Below are 24822 nucleotides of genomic sequence, written 5' to 3'. Positions count from 1 at the left end.
AAATTTAAAATGATATGGGCAGCATTACAAAAAAAGTGGTTCCTTTTCCATCTTCGCTTTCAAACCAGATCCTGCCGTGGTGCGCTTCTATGATCTGTTTTGTTATGTATAATCCCAAACCGAAAGGCTGCTCTCCGGCAGTACCGGGGCGTTTGGAGGATGTGAATGGGTCGAAGATCCGGGACGCCTGGTTTTCCGGGATGCCCAGGCCATAGTCTTTTACCGAAATCAAAAACCCCTCGGAGGACTGGCTACCAGCAATTTCTATCTTGCCGCCTATCGGGCTGAACTTGATTGCATTCACGATCAGGTTATTTAATGCCCGCAATAACTTATCCCGGTCGGCCATAACTACTGCGTTGCCTGGCTCTTTTAATATCAGCTCCTGACTTTTTTCATTCGCCCTGAAAGACAATAACTTGACGGTTTGTTGTAAAAATGCAGCCAGGTTTATCTCTTCTTTCACAAGCTTTGATTCTTTCAGGTTAAAATCGGTTTCAAGCAAATCGCTGATCAGCTTGATGCAACTTTCACTCGCTTGCCTGATCAGCGTGGTGAACTCATTATTCTCTTCGGCTGTCAATTTTTCCTCCAAAAGCATCGAGCTCAGGCCTTTTATCGCGCCTATCGGATTTCGCAGGTCATGGGCAATGACTTTAATCAGCCGTGCGTAATTCTGGTTGCTTTCTTCCAGTGCTTCGCTCGTCGATTCCAGCTGTCGGAATTGCAGTTGCAGCACTTCGTTGGTCTTTCTGGTCAGGACCCAGTTTCTAAATAAAAAAACAATACTGAGAATTGTCAGGACGCAAACAGCCACTGCAAGCCACAGTAAGCGCGAGTTATAAACTGATTTCAACTGCGCAGACTTGAGCTGCTGGTCTTTCACCGCATATTCAATGTAATCAATCCCCGAAACGCGGTCTATTTCGGCCTGTTCTTCAAATAGTTTGACCAGTTTTTGCGTGTACGTGTAGGCTTTGGCCATGTCACCTTTGCTCCTGAAATATTCGTAAAGCTTGGTACAGATTTCTCTTGCATAAACCCGGTAAAGTTTCTGCTCAGCGATCATCAGCGCTTCTCCATAGTATTTCATTGCGGTGTCAGGTGCTGCGGCCAGGTGCAGGTCGCCCAGCCTGATCATCAGGTCCATACTGAAAAAGTATAGCTGCATTTGCAGACTTTTAGCCAATGTTTTCTGCAATAAACCAATACCTTTTGCGTGCTCCTGATTAGAAATAAAATCTTCGGCAAGCAGCTGCTCGATTGCCAGCTGCATGCGCATATCCTTATATTTCAATGCAATGGCGCGGGCTTTTTCAATATACCTTTCTCTTTCCTTTTCTTTAAAATGGTCAGGGTAGATCAGCATGTAATTATAGATCGCCAGCGCTGTAATGGAATCGTGTGCGATGCGGTTTCCCAACGAAAGTGCCTGTTTGAAGTTATTGACCGCCTTTTCATCCTTGCCACTAAGCTCATAAACCATCGCGATATTCATCAAAGTCTGGACGATATTGGATGAGTCGCCGATCGCTCTGTACTTGTTATAAGCATCATTGTAGTAGCGCATGGCAAGCTGGCTGTTTCCTTTGATATCATACACAATACCCAGGTTGTTGGTCGCGTCGGCTATACCCTTTTCATATTCCAGCCGACTGGCTATTTCCAGTGCCCGAACCGAATAAATAAGTGTGCTATCTGCATTTTGCTCGTAAAATAGCAGCGATATTTTATTAAGCACATCTACATATTGCGTGCTGTCTTTGACCTGATGAAGCCTATCTTTCAGTTTCCGAATTACCTCGATCTGTCCGCAAGCGCTTTGAGTCGCAGAAATGAGCAATAAGGCGCAGATAATATAAATTCTCATGATGTTGCGTTGAAAGCAAACACATATCTATCGAATAAATATTACAAACTATCCGGTTAAATGCAAGGGGTTGAACGGTGAGAGATATAGGTAACTAACTGCAAGGACCGCGAGACCATGGAAACGTGTTCTTTTTTTGCCTGAATCCGATAAGGCATTTGCGATAATTGGGCTGGAAATAGGATCACAACCGGACCATTTTTCCTTTATTTTCAAACCAGGTACCTTTCACCGCGCCGGTACCATTAAACCGGATCTGGACGCCCACGATACCGGTAGGCTGGTTGGAGAATTCCAGTGAATAGGCTTTTTCGCCGTTTACGTAAATGCTTGCTTTTTTATTGATTGTTTCAACCCGGAGCTTTGTCCACTGCGTCAGATCGGCTCCAAACCCGGATAAATCGGCGGTTTTGCTGGTCAGATAAGTGCCGCAAAATGCGAGTGACAGGTCGCCTACACAAGCTTTCGCAGTGAGCGGAATAATGATCACGTCGTCTTTACACTGAATAAGGATTTGCATAGGCTGGCACGCATTGGTGCCCTGGGCAAAGTTATTTTTTACATTCGTTTCAAATACAAAATTATCATTACTTAAATCACCCATATCCCGCTGGTTAAACAGCCGCACCCGCGGTGCTTTTGGGTGGAGCGACAGGTTGTAGTTTTTTAAAATAGGCTCATTTATCTCTACAATGTCGTTTTTAACACATTCCTCTTTCTTAAAATAAAGCGGCGCGGGTTCGTTTTCGGCCAGGCATAACCAGCCGTCGGAGGTGATCCACAAATCGTGTGTTTTTACGATCTGGTTGTCGGCAATGAGTTTGGTATTGAAAAAGCCTGGATAATAATAAATCGCCGAGTGGTAATTTTTGTCCTTCGAAACAAGCGCCCGCCGTCTCATGTCCCAGGTTTGCACGATAAAAACGGAGTCACTTTTGGCAGCTTTTGCATCATAATGAAACACCACAGAATTGGGTACACCTTCTGTTTTCATTTTATTGGCTTTAAATGAAAACAGCTGTGGATCAAGCTCGGTATCAGCAGGTTTGATTGAAAATAATGCGTATCCACCCAGTAAAAGCGGCAACAATGCAAGGAGCCAGTAAAAGTTAAATTTACTTCTGGATAAAACTGGTGCAGGAGCTAATACCTCCTCACTGCTTTCGGTTCGGGTAATATCCGTTCCCTGCTGTTGCCTGAACATCCGCCAATCCGTGTAGCCAGCAAATCTCGCCAGTGCATTCAATGTGGTCAGGGTAGGGGCGCTGTCGTATTTCAGCCTGCCCCAGATGCGCTTCAATGTAGTTACGCTGAGCCTTACACCCGTTTTTTCGTGAAAAGTGTCGCTCAGTTTTTCAAAATCATAATTGGTCCAATGCGTACTGTTGCCCCAGCCGAGCTGCGCCTCGATGAGCGCGAGGCACTTTTGGAAGTCTTGCTCTTCTCCGTTTTTGGTCATGGCTGGCTATATGAATGCATTTGCACGGATTTGGCGCGCGTTTGAACAACCAAAAATACCTTATTCAGCTGATTTTTGAGCTCGTCAATTATCCAAATCAAAACAATCAGCTATGAAAATCTTACTCGCATCCTGTCTTATTTTCCTTCTGCATTTGCATGTTTCAGCACAAACAATCCGCCCGGACCTGCACAAAGCGGATCTCTGGGAAACTTCGAATCGGGAAGTTCAAACTGTAACCGATGGCGGGAAAAAGGCTGTTAAGTTCAATGTCAATGAAAAGGAGGGTTTTATGATCCTCAAAGATTACAACTTTACAAACGGCACGATCGAGTTTGATGTGAAAGGTAAAAATGTCCTGCAGCAAAGTTTTGTGGGCGTTACTTTTCATTTTCAGGATACGAAGACGCAAGATGTCGTCTATTTTCGACCCTTCAACTTTATGAACGCCGATACGGTTCGTCGGCCCAGGTCTGTCCAGTATGCTTCGATGCCGGATTATCCATGGCCAAAATTGCGTGAGAGTTTTCCGGGCAAATATGAAAACAAGGTCAACCCCGTCCCAAATCCGGATGGCTGGTTTCATGTCAAAATAATCGTAGCCGGCAAAGCCATTAAAGTTTATGTGGATCATTCGCCTAAGCCGAGCCTGGAAGTGGAAAGTCTGAGCAAGTTTACGACCGGTAAAATCGGTTTGTGGGCCGGGCCGATGTCGGATCCTTCCTTCGCCAATTTTGAGATCACACCCTAATCCTGCATTCCCTCAATTTCGCAAGTAGAGTCACGACCCGAAGCTGGTTCACAATATGCGTTCGCATGTTATGCGTCACATTGTCAAGGTCGTTGGAGAATAAAAGATCTTCTGTCAATGTGTTCAGCGATTCGATCATTTCGCTGGCTTTGTCCATTTTGAAGAATTCGTCGATGATCCTGACTTGCTTGATCAAAGCCTGTTCGTTTCCGTTGATCAGTTGATGAAGACTATTAGCTTGTTTTTCCATTGGATTGTGACGTGTGGTTATAGTTTCGTACGGTTTGATTCTCAAAAGATCAAGCTACCCGGGTGCTCATCGTGTTTGTAGAACTTGCATCCGGGTTTTTTAGAGGCACTTGTGGTTTTCTCTACAAAATTTCCTCAAATAAAAAGCCTGTTAAGGCTCATAAGTAATTGTCATTTCAATTTTGAAATGACCAAATTCAATTAGAATCTCACGCATTCTTTTCTCCGAAATACCTCCTCCATGCGTGTAATCGCGCCAGGCAGAAACCGGTTTCCCTTTTTTAACCTCTGCTGGAAGTGTGGGATAAATATTTTTAAGCCACCACTCAAAAGCCTCGGGAATTGAGGAAAATTGTTTCATGCAAATATAGGATTATGTAGATTACTCTACAAGCGTTTTTTACTTTTCTTTGTTAAAATTAATCACTTTTTATAAATCACCGCCGCAGCATTCAATTTTCATAATTGTCTCCGGTTTTCTCTCTATCGATGTTGGCTACGCAAAATCACTGAATGTGACTTCTTAAAGAAATTTGTAAATAAAATTATGTTTGTAGTTCTCTTACGACATTAGTTATCCACCGGTTTTGTTGACAGCGGTTACTTAGCGATATTCGGGGACTCAATTAAGCACCCGCATGGAGGCAAAAGATCTGGTTGCTTCGCACCAATCGATATTTAATTTAAAAGTCTCCGGTTGGCTGTTAACGGTTTGCTTCATCAGTCTGACCTTCATCCCGCGGTCTTTTGATCACGTTCTGTTTGTCGACGGGCTGGCTTATGCGGCCATTTCGCGTAATATGGCGCTGGGCCTGGGTTCATTCTGGGAGCCCTATTTTGCCGATTCCTTCTGGCTGCCTTACAATCGCTGCGCCTTTTTTTGTGAACATCCGCCGCTGATGTTCGGAATGGAGTCACTGCTTTTCCGCCTTTTAGGCGATAGTCTGGCAGTTGAAAATATCTACAACCTGCTTGTTTTACTGGCAAGTACTTTGCTGATCTGCTTGATTTGGAGGGAGTTGTTTAGGGATAACGTCGCTGCAAAAAAGCAAGCCTGGCTGCCCGTTCTGATGTGGTACGGGATACGTGTCGTCTGGTGGAGCGTACCCAATAACCTGCTGGACACGACGATGGCTGTGTTCTGTTTGTGGTCGTGCTATCTCCAATTAAAAGCATTGCATGCGCCGGAACAAAAAATCCGTTTATGGGTAGCCGCCGGGCTCATGATATTGCTGGCTTGTATGACAAAAGGCCCGGTTGGTCTGTTTCCGCTGGCTTTCCCGGTGATCTATGTAATTGTTTACGGAAAGGCATTTTTCAAAAAAGCAGCATCGGGTTTGATTGTAACCGGTATCACATTTTTAATTCTGCTAGCTGCGCTTTTGATTTATCAACCGGCAAATTTTTTTTTGAAAAACTACTTCGAAGGCCAGGTTATTGCGGCCTTGGCGCAGAAGCGTGAACGCGTTACCAGCGGATGGACAGCGCATCTCTATCTTGTAATGGTTTTATTAAGCAATATCATCCCGCATTTGCTTATCCTGGGCGGGCTTTACCTGTTCAAGCTTTTCGCGAAAATCAATATCCCGGCCCCGATAAACACCCGGAAAGCACGGGTTTTAAACATTCTTCTGGGTATCGCCATTATTCTCCCAATGCTCGTGAGCGTGAAGCAAGGCGACTATTATCTAATGCCCGCGCTTCCGTTTGTAGGGTTATTTTTCGCCGCCTGCTGCATCGAGCCATTGCTGCTGCTCGTCGGCAGATTTGGCGTGGTACCTAGGGTATTGTTTCCCGCGACAGCCGTTTTACTGGTTGGCTTGGTGGCCTACAAGCTTGCGCACCCGGATTTTGACAGGAACTATGAAGTCGCAAGGGCGCTCAGAGCGGCAGTCCCGGAACGTTCCAAAGTGTACCTGACCAAAGATGTGAGCATGGAAGCTGGTATCCACACCGCCTATCAGCGTTACGCCCGACTTTCAATTGCGTTGGATACCACCGAGACAAAATATCTGCTCTTCGAGAAAAAGGGACACGCTCTCCTCGATTCATTGTCCAAAACACAATCCTATGAAATTCTGGACCTCGGGCACGACGCTACACTTGCAATCCGGAAGGAGCGACGTTGATTTCACAGTATAGAAACCAGTCCTTAATATTGAGCCGGGCAATTTAAGCGAATGCGCTTACAATAATTTCGATAGATCATTCAGCCCAACGGTACCGTCTCCGTCTTTGTCCAGACCAAACTTTCCCAGCATTGACATCAGATCATTGCTTGAAATGCCAGCATTGCCGGTCGCGGGATTACCGGACGCAAAGTTGGCCAATATACTGCCCAGGTCGAGGCCGTTACTTCCTTCCGATTGGGTTTTTGACAGCATTTGATTGATCACCACCGGAATAACTGCCGAAGCAATCGAGGATGCCGAAGCGCCATTTATCCCGAATCTTTCCATGATATTACCCATGAAGTTGTCGGAAATCTGCTGAACTGCGGGATTGCTTTCGGCAGGCGCACCTTTCACAACGTCCGACAAAGCACTGATCTGTCCTTGTTTAAATAGGTTGCTCAAACCGTCAACGATCGCACTTTGCGCTACCTGCATTACCGCGTCATTATGTTCATTAGGCACCGCCTGGTTTTCGATGATTGCTTCTTTTCCGTTTTTTTGTATTAATTCAAACAACTGGTCAAGCATGATTTTCAAGTTTAATTATTAACAAATTGTATTTCAGCACTCACTGACAAAATCAATTCTCCCGGCTGTCGCGCCGGGAGACTGAAAACTCTATCTAGCCGAAGTTCTTTGAATTGCTGACCTGTTATTTTCCAGATCCAGGCAACCTTATCAATTGACTGGCCTGTCAAACTCCTGCGCTCCAACCTTCAAAGTGGTGTTATTGCGTTAGATCGTCGATAGTAGCCTCGGGTGCATTCGCTTTTACGGATTCGATTCCTTTGTCCCTGGAAGCGGTTGTCTCATACATTTCACTGCTACCGATCACCTGCCCATTCGAGGCTTTCAGGTTGAAGAAGTGTTTCTCGTTTTTCGATTTTTTGCTCTCGTAGCGGTTGTCAAAAGCTGCATTAATTCTGACAGATGCGATGCCGTTGTCACAACTCGCCCTGGATTTGTAGCCTTCACTCACTAAAATGGTTTGACCATTACCTGCTTTAAGGTTAAACTGGAATTCTCCGTTAGACCTTTTTGTAATAATGAATTTTCCCATCAGAATTGATTTTTATTAAATAAACTGGAGAAGTGGATACTTGTTTATTTTGAGAACGCTTGCCTTTATACGCCAGCTAGTAAAGCGGCCTTTCAGTTCAAATGTTGTCTTACAGTGCTGGTATCCGAAGAACTTGCCCAGGGTATATTTTATCCGGGTGAGTAAGCATAGGCTTATTAGCTTCGAAGATGACAGGGTATTTTTGTAAGTCCCCATAAACTTCCAAAGCAATTTTGGAAAGGCTGTCGCCACTTTTGACTGTATGATACCTTGCCGGCGATGCAGGTGTTGCAACTTTGAGCCTGCTGTCTACGAGCTCTACACCTTCCACATTACCCACTGCAAGCGCAATCTTTTCGGCGTCTGCCTGCGTTGTTACTTCGCCTTCGAGGATAACAGAATCCGCAGAAGTCTTCACTGAAAGGGAATTGTACGAAAGTCCAAGTGCTTTTACATGTGCAAGCAATGCACTTGCACGTAGCGGTTCTGCCTCAGCAACCGGTAAGGCAGCATCCTCTTTCTTAAAAATTTTTTCGCCTACACCTTTAAAAAATGATAGTAATCCCATGTTTCGGTTCTGTTTAGTTTGTGCCTTTCAGCATTATGTTTACTGTGCAAACATCCGTTTTTAGAAAGTGTCGATTTGTAGCAGATTGTTTGAAAGCTGATAGTATTTAGATGACAGTGTAAGTGACAATCCTACAACGTGTCCTAAGAAATCCTATCAAAACCTTCGTCGCCAGCTTTTAGTTTTGTGTAACACTTTTCGAAGTGGTGAGGAGGGTTAAATTTTCAGGCATACATAATTCCTTTGAAATGGATCCACAATACCATATCATCACCTGGTTCAGTCAGGAAGATTTTGCATTTATCGCGCAAATAAGACAAGTCCCGCAATGTATAGCCCAAGGTCAAACCGAAGAGGAGGCGTTGCTAAATCTTAAAACCTTAATTACCAACTATTCGCCGGATACGAATGGCCCTTTCAACTTCATTGTTACCTGATTTACTTTTTAATTCGTATTACCCTTTTTACCTCCGTTTTTCTAAATGAGCCTATCGTGTAAACCTAAACGTGTGTAGCAAAATAACTATAACACTAGTACAGAAACGCAGCGATTTCATCTTTTTTTTTACAATCCCTTTCTGCCGGACGTCCTAGTTTTGTCACCGTAAAAAATGAATGAAATACATCGCCATTTATCCTTGTGACATTCCAAAAAATACTGTTTAAAAATATAGTATACCTGATTGAAAGTTGTCGATAAAATCATTTATGAAACCGGCGACGGTGTGTAGAGCAAAGCTGTACTATATCAACGTTAAAAATACCAAAAGCACAATAACTCCCCGGTGGTTGCAAGGCAATCGTAGCCAAAATCGGAAGCGCCCTGCATCATACTTTACATACATTATCATCTTCATATAAAAGTAAAAGGTAGTTTCATGAACGTTGAGTGTAGTGTGGTCAACCTCCTGGCATTACCAGGAGGCTTGATTTTAAAACGGCTGCCTTAATGGGCAGATCACTGGTCTCTAATTCTGAAAAGCAACTTTAAGTATCGATTTACATTCTACAAAACGATTTTATGATCCAGGAAAACTTCAATTGGGAGCTAATCAAAACCCAGGGCATGGCGGCCATCACACAATATGGCGGAAAGCTTTTACTTGCTGTTGTTGTCTTCATAATTGGCCGTATTGTCATTGGCAAACTGACGTCTGTTATCCATAGGGCGATGGACAACAGAAAGGTTGACCCGCAGGTACAGCCTTTCCTGAATTCGCTGATAGGCGTTCTGCTGAACGTAATGCTGCTATTAAGTATCGCTGGGATCATTGGCATCGAAACTTCGTCATTTGTGGCAGTGCTTGGCGCAGCCGGTCTGGCCGTCGGCCTGGCTTTGCAGGGTAGCCTGGCAAATTTCGCAGGCGGCGTACTGCTCCTGATCTTTAAGCCTTTCCGCACCGGTGACCTGATCGCCGCCCAGGGCTTTACGGGCGTTGTAGAAGGCGTCCAGATATTTAATACAGTGCTTCTGACACCTGATAATAAAACCATCATTATACCCAACGGTCCGCTTTCAACATCTCCTATCGTCAACATTTCAGGGAAAGGCAAAATCCGCGTGGATATGGTCTTTGCCGCAGGGTCACAAAATGGGGCGGATAATATAAGATACTCGGTTCAGAAGGTCGTTGATGCCTGTCCTACCGCGCTCAGGGGTACGGAGCACGATGTGCTGGTAACGAAACTGACCGAAAACGCAATTTTCTTCGATGTCCGAGTATGGACGCTCAGCGAAAACTATTGGGCAACTTATTACAATGTCCACGAAGGAATCAGCCGTCAATTCGCAGCAGATGGCATTCAGGCCCCGAAACCAGCTGAAATAAGCGTAGCACTTAAGCAGTAAAGGCCTGAAAATTTGAGTATGAACCGGGATATAATCCTGGCTGAATAAGATCAACAACTGGAAATTAATCGTTCGCTCTTCTGTATTTCGGGAGAGCGAATTTTAATGCCCGTACCTCAGGTAGTGACCGTTTCAGCAAGTCGCGATATTTGTTTGTATATATCGGCAGGATACTCAGATACGTACCCGGGATAGCCCATGCCGGAATGCCGCGAAATTATTGTTAATGAAGACTTTCATCAGTAGTCGAATCCCAAACCTGGCAAAACATTTAATTGACAGGTGTCGAAAATATACTAATGACGTATATCAACCTTTCAGGCTAATAAAGAAGCAGGTCCCCAGTCTGACGGGTGTATTTGGCCGTAAGAATGGAAAGAAAAAGATTTTCATATTAAAAGAGGAGGATAAAATCAGTGCACGTATATAGTATGTAGTAAAGGAACTACAAGTGTCTTATTATATCTTCTCGGCTTCGCATTCAGACTGACATTGTACCTATAAACACATAACTACTTTTGCATGGTTTAAGCTCACCTCAAGCAAATCGGGGCCCTTAACTCGTACCAATTTAAAAAAGGTAGTACCTACCGATAGTTATGTTAACAATTGGAATAATTGATCCCTTCCCAATTATGAGGACCGGCTTATCGGTCTTGCTAAATACACATTATGAAGATGCCAGGCTTTTTCAATCCCGTAGTCTTGAAGAATTTCCGCAAATGCAGCAAGCGGATCTGCCGTTTGTTGTTATTTTGGGTATCAGCGAAAATGCCAAAGAAAACCGTCTTATATCAGTAAGGAAGTGTAAAAAGGCATTTCCAACAGCAAAGATTGTTGTATATGACTATGATTTAGTCCAGGAAATGATTTTTAGTTATTTTATGGTCGGTATAGACGGGTATCTTTTGAAGCAGCATAGTGAGCATCAGTTGATTACGTGTATAGAATCCATCATTGGCGGCAAACCTTTCCTGAGCCCCGAATTGCTTGACGACTTTGTGCAGCCGTTACTACTCAGGACGGATAGTCCGATAAGAAAAATTAGAAAATTGACAAGCTATGAATTTGAGCTTGCAGTTTATCTGAGTCAAGGCCAGAAGAATACAGTAATTGCCGGCATTCTTGATTGTAAACCGTCGTCAGTAAGTTCTATCAAGCGTGTGATTTTTAAAAAACTAATGATCCAATCACTGTCTGAACTCAGGGGAATATTGAACCTGAAGTAATTGTAAGACTGATGATGATCAATTTGGTATAGACAGCCGACAATACTGATATCTGCGATAAAACTATTCAATGCATGTCGGGCCCCTTCGCGCATTAGGGGATGGTCATCGGCAACAAGAATTCTATCATAAATGCTAAGCTCAGTATACGAATCGGATCTCGATTTTTAAATCTATTCCTGTGTAGATTTTGCACTATACCTATCATTGAATTATCTGAAAAATGCTTGGATTTTTTATAACCTGTTATTTTTATCAAAGTTAATTTTACAACTGTGTCAACAAGCAGTTAGACCAAATTTATTCACCAAATGCCTGCCAAATGTTAACGGTTTGCGTCATAGAGAGTTCCCCAATAACAATAAAAGGAGTTAGTATTTTGTTGAACAGGCATTTTTCGCCCATTCAACTATTTTCTGCCAGTAACCTCGAAGAATTGCTGCTGCAGCTCAACGGCATTGTACCAGACTTGATCATATTAGGTACTAACGATTCAGGTAGAAATCATTTTCGAACCGGGCAATCTGCACAAACAGTCCTTGCATGTCGGGAGCATTTTAAGCTCGTACCAGTTATTGTTTTTGAAGAAACCTATTCTATCGGTAGTACCGTTTCCTATTTTCAATTCGGCGCCAGGGGATATTTATTGAAAAAAAGTACCGAAAACGAATTTGTGAAATGTATCGAACGGGTGCTGAACAATAAGTATTACCTATCACCGGATTTACATATCCGGACGCTGGCGGAAGGCCCTGTTTTAACTGCCTGAACGGTGAGGAGAAATTGTTCACGATATCGTTTCTATTATGAAAAGGAACCCGCTGCTCTATTCTTCAAAAGCCCGAAAGTTTCCATTTCTCTGGACAGCGGTATTAACAATCATATTCGGTTTGCTATTTTGGCTTCTGGTCGTAATTATTTTTAATCGAATATGCAGCGTATTCGCTTAAATTTTCGATGCTGATCTTTGCTGACGAACACATAAAATCTGCATATTAAATAAGAAATGGAGCTCACGTTTAACGGGGCTCCATTTCTTATTCATTCTTCATATTATTTTTTAACAACCCTGATTGCAATCCTGCGGTTTTGGGCCCTTCCCTCCTCCGTATCATTGGTAGCTACGGGATGTTCTTTTCCATAACCTTCTGCCTCCACCCGTTCCGCCTTCACACCCTGGGAAACAATTGCATCCTTTACCTGCTCGGCCCGGCTTTGTGATAATTTCTGGTTAATTAGGTCATCGCCTGTATTGTCTGTGTAGCCGCCAATTTTCACTGACACATTTGGAAACGCTTTGAGGATTTCCGCAATATTTGCAGTCTGCTCCATTGACTCACTACTCAGCTTCGCGCTGCCGGTTTCAAAATTGATCCTGTCAAAATTAAACCAGGTGGTCACATCGACAGGTGTTGAAGGATCTTCAATGAATTTAATAAGCTTATTTTCCACACCCAGTTCCGGGATATCCAGTTCAATACCATTAGGTAATTTTCTTTTAAAGAAATCACCTAATGCATCTATGCCGGTTCCTACTTTACTAGCCACCGAATCGGCTATTTCCGAAATGCCGCCTGCAAGTGAATCCATCTCGACGTGGGTAGTTGCCAGGGTCGATTTTTTCTTATCCTCACAAGTTTTAAACATCCAGATACCAGCAATCAATAACAAAGCTCCTGCCAGCCATGGAAGCCAGCCAGGCATTCCACTTTGATCGCTCTTCTCGTTATAATCGACCTGCTGGACGTGCTTGCCAGACGAAGTGCCGGCTCCCCGATAATCACCCAAACCGGAAAAATTGGAGAACGTCAATAACCCGGCAGGCAAGGAAGCTTTCACAGCATCTTTCTGGCTCATCAAAAGATTGACCAGGCCGGAATTACCCATTCCTGAAGTTTTAAATTGCTTCCCAATCAAGCTCATCAAAACGGGTGCGGCAATGTTCAGAAGAACGGAAGCTCCCATCTTACTGATCCCACTCTCTTCGGAAACAACATCCTCTACTTTTTCTATCTTTTTTCCAAATATAGATTGCAGCATTGTGAATCCGGAGTAGATCAAATTATCCAATTGTTTCGTCTCACCCGCACCTTTAGAAAATGTTTTGAGCATGGATTCCTCATCATTCTTATTAAATATTGAAATGAGCTGCTCGATACCGTTGGCGGTAGATCCTTTTTCCATAATTCCCCCCAAAACAGAAGGCAGGATTGCATTCATCGCCGTTTGCACGACCGGCACATCTTCTCCGATTTTATCGGCGATTTTTTCGATAACAGACTTGGTAAAGAACTCTTTGGCAATTTCAAGAATTTCCATGTGTTAAATTGTTTTGCATGAGTATTTGATAAGGAATTGCAGTCCGACCATTTAAGTATAGATCGATAACTATGGCAGGGCAATGTAGGTTAATAATCGCGTTTGCGATTTCCATTATTTTTCGGTCTTCGTGTAGTTTTTAACCTATTTGTGTAGTTAATATTTGGTCTCCCCATGGCCGGAAATTCGTGCGTAGTTCAAGTATATGGTATATCATATAGATACTACAATTCAGCAGGTGAGATCCTGATAGGTCTTTGGCTATATGGCCTCAATTTTGAGTGCTGAATTACTGAGAATCAACCTGGTCAATCTACTTCATATTTATTAGGATGGGTAGTTCAATTGAGGTGTATTGACTTTGATACTGTTCGATGAAATATTTTGTCCCACTATTTAAAGTGCATGCATAAAAATGGACATGCAGTATCGTCTCAGTACTATTAAAACAATGAAAAACCCCTCTTGCGAAGCAGTCAATTAAAAACAGTTTCACTTAGTGATAGCACATTTACATCTACATATTCTCAGAGCGCAGATGGTATTAATTCTGCGGGTGGTTTTTTGTAATCCATGCTACATCTCTATTCACAACGATAACATTGACGCATACGCAGGGATATGTAAGCTCAACTCAAAATCAGGGTGGAGCGTCAGTCTCCGATGGGCAAACCGTGTATGCCGCCAGCAAAATGCCCCCTTAACCAGGCTCGTCGTCGGTCATGTTCCAAAAGATCTCTCCTATAATTTAGAAACATGTAGTATTAAATCTATAATTGCAGAATCTTCCTGGCTTTTATTTCGAAAATAACCGATGATTAGAAACGGATGATCTCTTCGCGCTACTTAAAAATGCATTGGATTATTAACCTGGTATTTGCGGCCTGGCTGGCTTCGTGGCCCAAACCAGCTGCCGCCCAGGATTATGCTATTGCAAAACTGAAGTTATTTCCTGACCGCGAGGAAGTTTTGATTAAAGACGTGACAAGAGACAGCCTGGGCTTCATCTGGTTTCTGACCAACGGCGAGATATATAGGTATGACGGTTATCGATCACTTGATATTTTAAAAACCATTGCAGACCAGCGGCCCATGGATGATATACCGCAACGTATCATCGTCGATCATCGAAACCGGCTTTGGATGGTGGGGAACACCAGTCTGAGTTACCTCGATCTTAAAACCTGGAAAGTACATCCGGTGGATTCGACGCTACTACCGCCTGTCAGGGATCGTACGGTATACTGGGTCAAAAAAGTATCGGATTCGGCTGTCATGGTCGCCTACGAAAATGGCCATCTCCTGCTTCTGGAAGGGGATCGGTGCACCCGGATTGATGGATTGTATGGACTCGGTGTCGGTGCCAACAACAATAAAGTCCTCCCCAGGAGCGCAACGTGGTGGAAAGGCAAATATTGGGTGGGCACAACCGTAGGCACTTTATTTTCAATCGACCCTCAACGGGGATACCGGATCGAGTATCACGCATTATACGGTGTCAGCAATGTGATTATGAGTCTGATCGCGCAGCAAAATGGCCTGATTCTGGATGTTTATGAACAGGGAGCCTTCCGGTTTCAAGGTGCAGATCGTTTGGATAAAGTAGTTATGGATGGTTTTATGATATCCCCTGACAAATTCAATGTACTGCAACAGGGAGGACGCATCCATGTGTATGCGGATGAAGAGTCGGCGTGCATACTCGATACAAACCTTCGTGTATTGCAGCGGCTGGCGATCCCGTCGGTACACCGTTTTCGAACGGCATCGGTTAACATTGTGGGTAATGAAGTATTGTTGGGGAATGAGGAAGGTATTTTCGTAGTTTATCCCAAAACCAAAGGGTTGTCACATTTGAACCCGGTCAACCCAGGTGCGAACAAAAGCACGAGGGGTATCTACGCTTATCCGGACGGAGCTATTTTTTATGGTACCTATAACGGGGCTGGCTACATTGAATCCGACGGGCGAACCTATACTTTTCAGGGGCTTCGGCATGCCTACGTAATGCTCCCGATGAACGATAACGATTTGCTGATCGGTACAGAGGGAGGTTTTCTTAAAATATTCGACCGGCGGAAGCGCAAAATAACCGACCTGAAATATACACTCTCTGCGGATGCTAAAAACTTGCATGCGTTCAACCTGCCTGGTTATGTGTTTAGTTTGGCCCAAACAGATACTGATTTCCTCATAGGTGGTACCAATGGTCTCTGGTTGCTGGACAAGAAAACTTTTGTCCTGAGCAGGTTTGAAGCATCCGTCAACGGTACGCAGGTTTCTGATCTTCAGGTGCGGCATATCCGGTTGGCCGACGGAGGCAGGGTCCTGTTAAGTACCAATCTTGGGCTTTTCGAGATTGACCACCAAACTTTAACCAAAAGATACCCTCAATCGGGCAATCTGGGAGTTTATAAATCGCTGGTCGTAGGCGATACGCTGTGGCTGGCTACTCAGGGAAAAGGCCTGGTGGCTATTGACGGACAGGGGCGCACTTTGCAGGCATTCACAACAGCAACAGAAAGACTCAGCAATAACCTCGTTTACAGCCTGGAGTATGCCGAAGGAACGCTGGTTGCTGGTACCGCGGACGGATTGAACCTGATCAAAGGGCACCAGATCCGGCGTATCGGTACGGCAGAAGGGTTGAATCAAACCGAATTCAACTCCGGGGCTTCGTTTTGGGACGCTTCCAAAAAACGCCTGTACATCGGCGGCCTGATGGGTTACACGGTGCTGGATATGACCCAACGTTGGTTCGAAACCGGGAATCAACTGGAGAGTTACGTAACTGAAATATATACCTCGACAAGGAATTCCGGCGAGAAGAAAGCGGACTATACCTGGCCCTATTGCGGTGAGCGGACTTTGGTGCTCAATCCCGGGCAAAGCCTCACTGGATTGTATGTCGGCACACCACAAAATTACCGCGCCGATGGAAGGGTAAAATATGCACTTAATGCAGGGGAGTGGGAAGAACTGAGGCGGGGGCAGTTTATTTCTCTCATCGGGCCATCACCGGGAGACTACCACATCCGGTTAGACACCCGGAGCACAGGCACGGAAGGCCGGCAAAAGGAGTTTACCATCGTCAAACGCCCTTATTATTACGAAACCTGGTGGTTTAAGAGCCTGATCGTTCTGTCGGCAATGAGCCTGGTACTGCTATGGTACCGGAGCCGTTTGGAGAAAATCCGTCGCGAGCAGGACATCCGCAACCGCATTGCAGCAGATCTCCATGATGAGGTGGGCAGCTCGTTGACCCGTATCTTTTTGCAGGCCGCTACCCTGTCGGCTACGCAGGGATTGGGGGATAAGGAGGATAAACAACTGCAACTGATAGCCGACACAAGCAAACACGCGCTGCTGACCATGAGCGATATGGTCTGGTCTATCGATTCGAGGTTCGATACGATGAAAGACCTGGTTATTCGCATGAAAGACTACGCGTATCGGCTCCGTGAGGAAATTGACTTTAGTTACCGGTTTGAAGAGTTTGGTAATATAGAATCGGCCAAAGTTTCTCAGGCTGTACGCCAGAATTTGTTTCTCATTTTTAAGGAATCTCTCACCAATGCCATCAAATATGGAGACGGCTCAAAAATATTTATTTCCCTTCATATAGATTCGGTCATCAGACTGATTATTGCCAACCGTTATACCGGTAATCAAACTGAGGTAGATTACCGTCAGGGTGGGCGCGGCCGGGAGAACATGGAGCAACGGGCAGCGAAGGTCGGCGGCAAACTTCTCCTTACAGAGGATGATGGTATGTTCCAGGTTATGTTTGAGCTACCACCCAAGAGAGGGATATAAACCGACCTAAGCATACTATAACTTTGTATCATGATACGCCTTGGCATTATTGAAGACGACGATCAAATCAGGAGCATGCTGGATCAGTATTTCAGCAGCCAGCCTGGTATTTCAGTGTTATTGTCCGCATCTTCGGTGGAAGCATTTTTTGAGCGGTGGATCGATACCGTGCACCTTGATATCGTTCTTTCCGACATCGGCCTGCCCGGTGAGTCGGGCATTAAAGGGATATCCCGCATTAAACGACGGGCACCCAAATGCCAGGTCCTGATGCTAACCGTTTATGATGACGCCAACCGGGTTTTCCAGGCGTTGTGCAACGGAGCTTCGGGCTATTTGTTAAAACAAACCCCGCTGTCGAAGATCAAAGAGTCGGTCTTGTCTTCGTATGAAGGTGGCGCCCCCATGTCACCAGGCATTGCCAGAATGGTTGTGGAGTATTTCAATCCAAAAAATACAGGGCAGTTGGCTGAAAACCTGACGCCCCGGGAAGCGCAGATTGTTGCCGCCATAGAAGAGGGACTTACCAACAAGGAAGTGGCTATCCGGCTGGCTATCTCGCTGGAAACCGTCAAATACCACATTAAGAACATCTATGAAAAGCTACAGGTAAATAGCCGACACGCGCTTATCAGCCGGAAATACAGGTAGCTGGGAGATTGCTACTCCTAAAAAAGGGGATAACGCCCTTCATTCTCAGTCCTTGACCTTGCGCTCTCAGCTGCAAGCTTCGTAGACTTTCCTGTCTTCACTATCATGAGTCTTCCATGTTGCATGCTTTTCTAACGATAGAGCAGTCGAGACAGAGGGCGGCCTTTCCGCAATTTCAAAACACTGGGAAAGTTCGCCGGTACTCTTTTCCGACATCAGCATTGTAACCACTCGTGCTTAAAATCAGCATCATTACTCCTCCTTCGGGCTTTACCCTGTTCGCTTCTCCGTTGTGTTGCAGCTTGTGAGGAAAAATGTGTGCCGTTTTGGCAACCCGCTCAATTTACCAAGGTGATTGTAGTGATAGAACTATGTAAGTAGTGCAAAAACGTAACTAGTCCTCCTTTTTCTTTACAATCCTTTCTTGCTTAGTGCACTAGCTTTACCACCGATAAGATAGAATGAAACAGATGCCATTCGATAACCTATGAAAACAAATTAAAAAGAGAAAACATGCATTCAAAATTTCATTTCAGACAGACGCATATTCGGAAGCGATGGTGGGTCGCGAAATGCCGGAGAAGAGATGGCCGCACATCCGCCAAAGAAATCAGCTCTGCCACAACCTACTTTTAATCGCATACTAAATTATTCATTTTTATGGCCTACTTTTCAACATTTAAGCTCCTTTCTTATTTTAAAGTCTGTATTCTCACAGTGGGTTTACTGGGCTACATCAACAACGCTTATGCGCAGTGCCCAACGGATATTTCCATTACAGCGCCACCAGATGTTGTTGGCGCGACCTGTCCGTCTTCGGGGCAGGTTACTATTCACTCGGATGTAGAAACAATATCAACAGCTACATATCAGATCATTTCTGCAACAGAAATTGGTTCGACCACCCCATTGGAAGGATATCAGACCACTGCACAAAGTTCTAACAACTTCTCTAGTCTAGCCGCAGGTGATTATACCGTGAGGATCTCCTGTGGAACTGTTTTTGAAGACGTAACTTTTACCATTGATGACTTATACACGCCCTTGACTTTAACGCCTACTGTAAGCAATGTCTGCGCAGGCGGTGGTTTGGGTGGAACAATTACAGCCGCAGCTACGGGAGGCAAACCGAGTCTAACCTATGGTTTCCTTCAATCAACCAACGCGGCAGAACCCGATGCTAATTTTACCTATGTAACTTCAAATGTCTTTACTACACCTGGTTTTGGTATTTATCAGGTAAGGGTGAAGGATGCCTGTAACAATTTTACAACGGCATCTGTGGATGTGCAGCCCAGCTCTCCAAAGGCAAAGTTTAGGCTACAGTATGAGAGTTTTACATGTGCCTCAACGACCTATACTGGGAACAGGTTGTTGAGATTAGGCGACGATAGTCAAATCGATCCGGATGGATCTGGTTATGTGGTCGATATGTGGAATATCTTATCAACGGACCCTTGCACTGTACCTGCCGGTGCTCCTGATGTGCACATCACGGTTAACTCAAATGCTGACATTAGCAGTATTACATTTCCAAGCACGGCACAAAAGGTTCTTATTCGTACCACTTCACCATGTGGAGAAGTAAATATTGAATGTGTAGACATAAAACATCCTGATATCTTATCCTATGGAACAGTGCATGTCGGTTGTCCTGAGGGCAGTGAGGTTAACCTTGCACTCAACACATTTAATGGTGTACCATTTCCCGCTGCATCAGGAGACTATTACGAATTGGACGTACAGGGATACGATGCCAGTAATAATCCGGTAGCAGGCACCACCCTAACCGACTATCACTGGGTATGGGGTGCTGCGGTTACCATTCCATACGCAGATCATTATGTTTATACGGTAACTGATGCGTGCGGAGATACCGAAACCAGAACGATTGTGACGCCCAAGCCGTCCACTGCTGGATTTGTTAATTATGCAGGCTACTCCTTAGCTTGTGTAACTACGGTAGGGGCACTTGATTTGGATATTCAAGTGGCTGGATACGTGCCTGATCAGGATTTTTCAACTATTAAACTGTTAAGGGCTTCTGACCATAGCTTTGTAGCCAATGCTACCGGATATGACCAGGCCAATGGTGGGGTGTCGTTCAAAGCAATACCTCCAGGCTCCTATATTATTCAGTTTACACCCACCGACGCCACTTGCGGCGTGATAACGGAAGTCCCTTTTACCACAGACCCTGCTCAGACAGGATTAACACTGGGATTAACAGGCACCACTTCACAGCTTTGCGGAGGTAATGGGACCATTAACTCAACGCTTACATACAATGGTAATAGGCCCGTAAGTTTCGAGTTACTTCAGGGATCGACAGTACTTGCCACAAATTCGTCGGGGAGCTTCCCTAACCTTGTTGAGGGTACCTATACATTACGGGCTACCATGGACATGAGTAATTGTGGTATTCCTAATTTGGTAGTTGATTCTCAGGAATTAACAATTACACCATCTGGTTCAAACCCGGTAGTTGTAAGAAAATTAGGGATCAACTGCGAGGGTACGGTAGCGACGGGCAAAGCGATATTCCAATTTGCGGGTTCGGGGCCGTTTATTCTGGAAATGAAAAAAACGACTGAAACAAATTACACAGTCATTGATCCCGCCGTCCCCAATAACTATACCGCCGAAGGCTTAGACCCGAATACAGACTATGATGTGCGCATAACCGACCAATGTGGAAAAACTCAAGTAACCCAGGTATCTGTGAAGCCTCTGGTTGCCGTTATGGTTACAAATACTGCCCAGCCTTGCCTTAATCAGCCCTATACACTGAGTGTTGATGAAATTACAGGCGCCACCTATGAATGGACATTCAACGGAGCACCGTTAACGGGGGTTACAGGTAAAGATATCGTTTTCGGAAGCTACACAGCGGCTAATAATGGTACTTATGAATGCACTATAAAGCTTGGCGATTGTATTACGCGGATTACAACGGTTAATTTGAACAGCATTAACTGCAGTCAACCACTGGCTAAATCCGGATTAGGGGATTATGTATGGAATGATAAAGATCAGGATGGGATCCAGGAAGCGGGAGAAGCGGGGCGGAGCGGAATTACAGTAACATTATTTGAGGCAGACGGAACGACTGTGATCGCGACTACCACCACGGATGTAAATGGTTATTACAATTTCTCTAATTTAACGGCAGGCTCTTACGTTGTAGGATTTAGTATACCAAGCGGCTATGAATTTTCTCCTAATACCGGCGCATTAAACGATGCCAACAACAGTGATGCGAGTTTATCGGGGAAAACGGGAGTAATTACACTGGCTGATAATGAGTTTAATCTTAACATCGACGCGGGTATTTACTACGCCCTTCCTGTCACGCTCATCAGTTTCAATGCGAAAATGATTGAGAAGAATGTACGTCTAAACTGGTCGACATCCTCGGAGATGAACAGTGATCATTTCGAAATAGAACATAGCTTAGATACCAGATCATGGACTACAATAGGAACAGTTGAGTCTAACGGAGAAAGTGCAACGGTGAAAAATTACACTTTCGTAGATCCGCATACTGTATCAGGGCAACATTTTTACAGACTACGCATGGTGGATACCGACCTGACCTTTGCTTACAGCCAGATCGTAAGCGTTAAAGTGGAGGGGAAAGAAAAATTATCTGTCTATCCCAATCCTGCGTCGGATATCTTGTTCATTAACAACTTAACTTCCAGTCCGGTAAGCGAGGTTACATTGATCAGCACTTCTGGCCAGGTTGTCTATCAAACTCAATCGGTAACACCAGAGGGTATCAGTTTAAAGAAACTACCCATAGGTATTTATACGGTACGAATGAAACAATCGAACGGGTCTGTGGTGAGTATGAAAGTGCTTGTAGTAAGATAATCAGACCAGATTTTCAATCGATACCTCACCGGTATAAGTTTTACAAAAAATTAAAAAACCGCTTTACGCTGTAGAGCGGTTTTTTAATGTGCGTTGGATTTTTGAAAGTAAAGGTATAGCAATTTGTGAAGCCAGGGTTATTCAGTCTCAGATGGATGTCAGCCCACTATTTTAAATGCTTTCATGAATGACAGCATCTGGCGCATGTCCTAAATTGTGTAGCAAAACAAAAAAGCACTTAACAATTTCTTGCTAAGTGCTTCATTTTCAGGCTCCCGAAGTTGGGCTCGAACCAACGACCCTCTGATTAACAGTCAGATAAAATACGCCTTTTTTTGTTTTCACCAATTTTTTGATATTTATACAACTATCTATTTTACAGATAGTTAGAAAATTATTTTGCACTTTTATTTGGTGATGTCTTTCGATGTTTTTTAATTTACTATTGCAAGTTTATTGCAACTAGAACGAAATGACCAAGAATCATGAGCGCTACAACGGTAAATTTATTCCTCGACAAAAGAGCTTCAAAAGGTGATGAAGGTGTGATAAAATGGTTGGTTTCTCATGAGGGAAAACAGCGACTTTTTACCACGGGTTTGAAAATCTCAGAGCAGGATTGGGACTTTCTAAAAAAGCACAAATCCGGTATGCCCGGACAAGTGAAAAACGACTACAGAAGAAAGTTATGGAACAAGCTTTTCGGAAGTACTTATGAGGAAGAGTATACCGGCAAGGAGGTCGAAAGTTATCTGGGTAGAGCCAGGACAATTGTGGGTAAACTAGAGGACGACTTCAGTTTTGAGCGATTCGCTTATGAGATAAGTATGTTTGGTCAGGAATCGAAGCCTAGCAAAGAGACCAGGGATAAAAACAATGTCATTCAGGCTCTCACTTTGAAAGCAAACGACATGAACAAGGAAGGTCGGATTGGAAATGCATTAAGCTACACTTCAACGTCCACCTCATTACTACGTTTTCTCGAGTCTCTCACCGAAAAGCAACGTCAGGAATTGCTGAACCTTCCGCCCCTACCAATCAAAGAGGCGAAGGAAAAGGAGATTGTACTCCGCTTTGAATATCTGACTCCAGCGTTTTTGACAAGTTATGAGAAATGGATGCTCAAGCATGGTCGAAAACGTAGGGGACCAAAAGGAAGCCCATCCCCCGCTACCCTGACAACCGTTGGCATATATTGCCGGCACATCAGATCTGTTTGTAATGACGCTATTGACGCGGGCGTTATGAATAGAGAGTTATACCCTTTTGGCAAGAGAAGGTATATGATACCGGCTGGCAGCAATACCAAAAAAGCACTCAGCAAGGATGACGTACTAAAAATCATAACGCATAAATGCAGTCCAGGATTCGAACAGCGAAGCCGTGATTTATGGGTGTTTTCCTATTTATGTAATGGGATGAACATGAATGACATTTGTCGTGTCCGCTGGCAGGATATAGAGGGCGACCGATTAACATTTATCCGCCAAAAGACTGCTCGCTCAACCAGGGGTAACCAAAACACGATCAAAGTCACCTTATTCAAAGAAACTATTGATATAATTGAACGCTGGGCGGTAAAGAGCAAAAACCCGAAGGATTATGTCTTCCCATTTTTGGAGCACGATATGACACCAGAAAGACAAAAGACCGTAATCAATCAGGTGGTGAAAATCACAAATCAATACATGAAGGACATTGCGGCCGCTAATGAAATCACAGGAGACGTTAATACATACAGCGCCAGACATTCCTTCGCAACGATCCTTCTCCAATCAGAAGCACCGCTTGCATTCATTAGCCAGGCGCTCGGGCATACTTCAATTTCGACCACAGAAAGTTATTTAGGTAGTTTTGATGATGAAAAAACAAAGAAATATCTCAGCGCATTGTTGTAGTTTTTGACAGCAAGCATCGTCTGATAGTCTTTACTAGATTTTATTAAGCATGGAGCATTTCAAGGAATATTTTACATTCTTACAAAAATTTGACCTTCGACTATCTGAAATCAGGGACAAGCGCGAATCTGGCGAACTCGGCCCAGTCTTCAAATCAGGATATGATATTACCCATCAGACCCCACATTTCTCATTGCAGTTTGCGAAGCATCTGCAGATCTTGAAGGATCTCGCAGTCATTGACATTATAGGCGCAGACCCTGGGAGGCGAAAAGCATATTTGGATCAGACGAAGAAGCTTTTATTCCTATTCAACAGGTACTGGGAAAATTACTTCCGTCATTATCCTGCGAATGGAGAAAACTTGCAGGACAACTTCCTGCTTGTTATCGAATTTCCAGAAATCTTCTACACTGATCTTTTAAAGCCTAATAAAACTGAGGTGATCATCACGCCGGAATTTGTGGAAGACCTTTGCGATTCAATCCGGGAAAGGGAGGAGAGCTTGGCGGGTTTTATAGCAGAAGTCACCGCGCTCGAAAAAACAGGAGATCAAAATTCCGAGATTGAAATGGCAACTGCTCACGAACCAACGCCAATACGAATCCGCCGCTATCCTGTATTTATTGAAGGTATAGCCGATCAGTTTTTCAAGATCTTCAAGGAGTATTTTGAGGAGAAAGAACAGCAGCCGCTGTTCTCGCTGCTAACCAACAACGTATCTCCGAAAAAGAAGCTGCTTTTTAATAGCAATGGTAATCAGCTTGCTGATGCATTCAAGCAGTTGATAGAAGCCAATCTGATCGTTTCTTGTAGTAAGGCCGAGCTAGAAAGTTGGATCATAGCACATTTTCAATACGTTTCAAATGCTCAGGCCAAGCCGTTCACAACTGGCTACCTGAATGGTATCATTTCATCAGATGTTAAAATTTGTAAGTCACCAATTTTGACTGTGAACAGAAAAGGATCCGGAGAGCCCGCTTTGGCCGTTATTGGCAGAAATAGGAAAGGAAGTGATAGCTCAGTGTAAAGTCCTCTTTAATATTTGTTACA

At 44.2% G+C, this 24822-nt stretch carries 19 protein-coding genes; 11 read left to right on the top strand and 8 right to left on the bottom strand.

The features are described 5' to 3' along the window. Positions 1 to 4: 4 nt before the first annotated feature. Positions 5 to 1870: an ATP-binding protein gene (locus FXO21_RS07815; RefSeq protein WP_149639567.1), complete on the bottom strand. Its 1866-nt coding sequence runs from the start codon at positions 1868 to 1870 to the stop codon at positions 5 to 7. A 184-nt stretch (positions 1871 to 2054) separates the two neighbouring features. Further along, the gene (locus FXO21_RS07810; RefSeq protein WP_149639566.1) at positions 2055 to 3329 is read right to left on the bottom strand and encodes a hypothetical protein; all 1275 of its coding nucleotides are present in this window, start codon (positions 3327 to 3329) and stop codon (positions 2055 to 2057) included. Between the two features lie 112 nt (positions 3330 to 3441). Here FXO21_RS07810 and FXO21_RS07805 point away from each other — a divergent pair, with 112 nt between their 5' ends. Next, complete coding sequence (locus tag FXO21_RS07805; RefSeq protein ID WP_149639565.1) at positions 3442 to 4080, top strand: family 16 glycoside hydrolase; 639 nt, start codon at positions 3442 to 3444, stop codon at positions 4078 to 4080. Here the strand turns inward: FXO21_RS07805 and FXO21_RS07800 are convergent. Further along, positions 4070 to 4330: a hypothetical protein gene (locus FXO21_RS07800; RefSeq protein WP_149639564.1), complete on the bottom strand. Its 261-nt coding sequence runs from the start codon at positions 4328 to 4330 to the stop codon at positions 4070 to 4072. The two genes, FXO21_RS07805 and FXO21_RS07800, sit on opposite strands and share 11 nt — an antisense overlap. Positions 4331 to 4480: 150 nt before the next feature. Then, a complete protein-coding gene (locus tag FXO21_RS07795; protein WP_149639563.1) occupies positions 4481 to 4690 on the bottom strand; it encodes a hypothetical protein in 210 nt (69 codons plus the stop codon). A 277-nt stretch (positions 4691 to 4967) separates the two neighbouring features. On the opposite strand from FXO21_RS07795, the gene FXO21_RS07790 reads away from it, so the two are divergent. Next, entirely contained in the window at positions 4968 to 6458 is a 1491-nt protein-coding gene (locus FXO21_RS07790) for an ArnT family glycosyltransferase (protein WP_149639562.1), read from the top strand. 57 nt (positions 6459 to 6515) lie between these two features. Here FXO21_RS07790 and FXO21_RS07785 read toward each other — a convergent pair whose 3' ends face one another. The 3 genes from FXO21_RS07785 to lysM all read right to left on the bottom strand — a co-directional run bounded on the left by FXO21_RS07785 (position 6516) and on the right by lysM (position 8131). Next, the gene (locus FXO21_RS07785) at positions 6516 to 7031 is read right to left on the bottom strand and encodes a hypothetical protein (protein WP_149639561.1); all 516 of its coding nucleotides are present in this window, start codon (positions 7029 to 7031) and stop codon (positions 6516 to 6518) included. Between the two features lie 199 nt (positions 7032 to 7230). Further along, positions 7231 to 7563, bottom strand: a complete 333-nt coding sequence (locus FXO21_RS07780; RefSeq protein ID WP_149639560.1) for a YegP family protein — start codon at positions 7561 to 7563, stop codon at positions 7231 to 7233. A gap of 109 nt (positions 7564 to 7672) precedes the next feature. Continuing rightward, a complete protein-coding gene (gene lysM, locus FXO21_RS07775) occupies positions 7673 to 8131 on the bottom strand; it encodes a peptidoglycan-binding protein LysM (protein WP_149639559.1) in 459 nt (152 codons plus the stop codon). A 248-nt stretch (positions 8132 to 8379) separates the two neighbouring features. Between lysM and FXO21_RS07770 the strand changes: the two genes are divergently transcribed. The 4 genes from FXO21_RS07770 to FXO21_RS07755 all read left to right on the top strand — a co-directional run bounded on the left by FXO21_RS07770 (position 8380) and on the right by FXO21_RS07755 (position 11978). Next, complete coding sequence (locus FXO21_RS07770) at positions 8380 to 8568, top strand: type II toxin-antitoxin system HicB family antitoxin (protein WP_149639558.1); 189 nt, start codon at positions 8380 to 8382, stop codon at positions 8566 to 8568. Between the two features lie 584 nt (positions 8569 to 9152). Beyond that, on the top strand, positions 9153 to 9980 hold the full coding sequence (locus FXO21_RS07765) for a mechanosensitive ion channel family protein (RefSeq protein ID WP_149639557.1): 828 nt from the start codon (positions 9153 to 9155) through the stop codon (positions 9978 to 9980). Positions 9981 to 10579: 599 nt separating this feature from the next. Further along, positions 10580 to 11209, top strand: coding sequence for a response regulator transcription factor (locus tag FXO21_RS07760; RefSeq protein WP_149639556.1), 630 nt, complete (start codon positions 10580 to 10582; stop codon positions 11207 to 11209). Between the two features lie 436 nt (positions 11210 to 11645). Next, on the top strand, positions 11646 to 11978 hold the full coding sequence (locus tag FXO21_RS07755) for a response regulator (RefSeq protein ID WP_149639555.1): 333 nt from the start codon (positions 11646 to 11648) through the stop codon (positions 11976 to 11978). A gap of 284 nt (positions 11979 to 12262) precedes the next feature. Here FXO21_RS07755 and FXO21_RS07750 read toward each other — a convergent pair whose 3' ends face one another. Continuing rightward, positions 12263 to 13528 carry an OmpA family protein gene (locus FXO21_RS07750; RefSeq protein WP_149639554.1) on the bottom strand — a complete coding sequence of 422 codons (1266 nt, stop codon included), beginning with the start codon at positions 13526 to 13528 and terminating at the stop codon, positions 12263 to 12265. Positions 13529 to 14380: 852 nt separating this feature from the next. Here FXO21_RS07750 and FXO21_RS07745 point away from each other — a divergent pair. The 5 genes from FXO21_RS07745 (at position 14381) to FXO21_RS07725 (ending at position 24799) form a co-directional block, all read left to right on the top strand. Beyond that, complete coding sequence (locus FXO21_RS07745; protein WP_192579187.1) at positions 14381 to 17344, top strand: sensor histidine kinase; 2964 nt, start codon at positions 14381 to 14383, stop codon at positions 17342 to 17344. Positions 17345 to 17374: 30 nt separating this feature from the next. Continuing rightward, positions 17375 to 17995, top strand: a complete 621-nt coding sequence (locus FXO21_RS07740) for a response regulator transcription factor (RefSeq protein ID WP_149639552.1) — start codon at positions 17375 to 17377, stop codon at positions 17993 to 17995. Between the two features lie 909 nt (positions 17996 to 18904). Continuing rightward, a complete protein-coding gene (locus FXO21_RS07735) occupies positions 18905 to 21871 on the top strand; it encodes an SdrD B-like domain-containing protein (protein ID WP_192579186.1) in 2967 nt (988 codons plus the stop codon). Positions 21872 to 22356: 485 nt separating this feature from the next. Continuing rightward, the gene (locus tag FXO21_RS07730; RefSeq protein ID WP_149639550.1) at positions 22357 to 23769 is read left to right on the top strand and encodes a tyrosine-type recombinase/integrase; all 1413 of its coding nucleotides are present in this window, start codon (positions 22357 to 22359) and stop codon (positions 23767 to 23769) included. Between the two features lie 49 nt (positions 23770 to 23818). Continuing rightward, on the top strand, positions 23819 to 24799 hold the full coding sequence (locus FXO21_RS07725) for a hypothetical protein (protein ID WP_149639549.1): 981 nt from the start codon (positions 23819 to 23821) through the stop codon (positions 24797 to 24799). Positions 24800 to 24822: the final 23 nt, after the last annotated feature.

The organism is Dyadobacter sp. UC 10 (assembly GCF_008369915.1).
Taxonomy (GTDB): Bacteria; Bacteroidota; Bacteroidia; order Cytophagales; family Spirosomataceae; genus Dyadobacter.
This window is presented reverse-complemented; position numbering and strand designations above follow the sequence as displayed.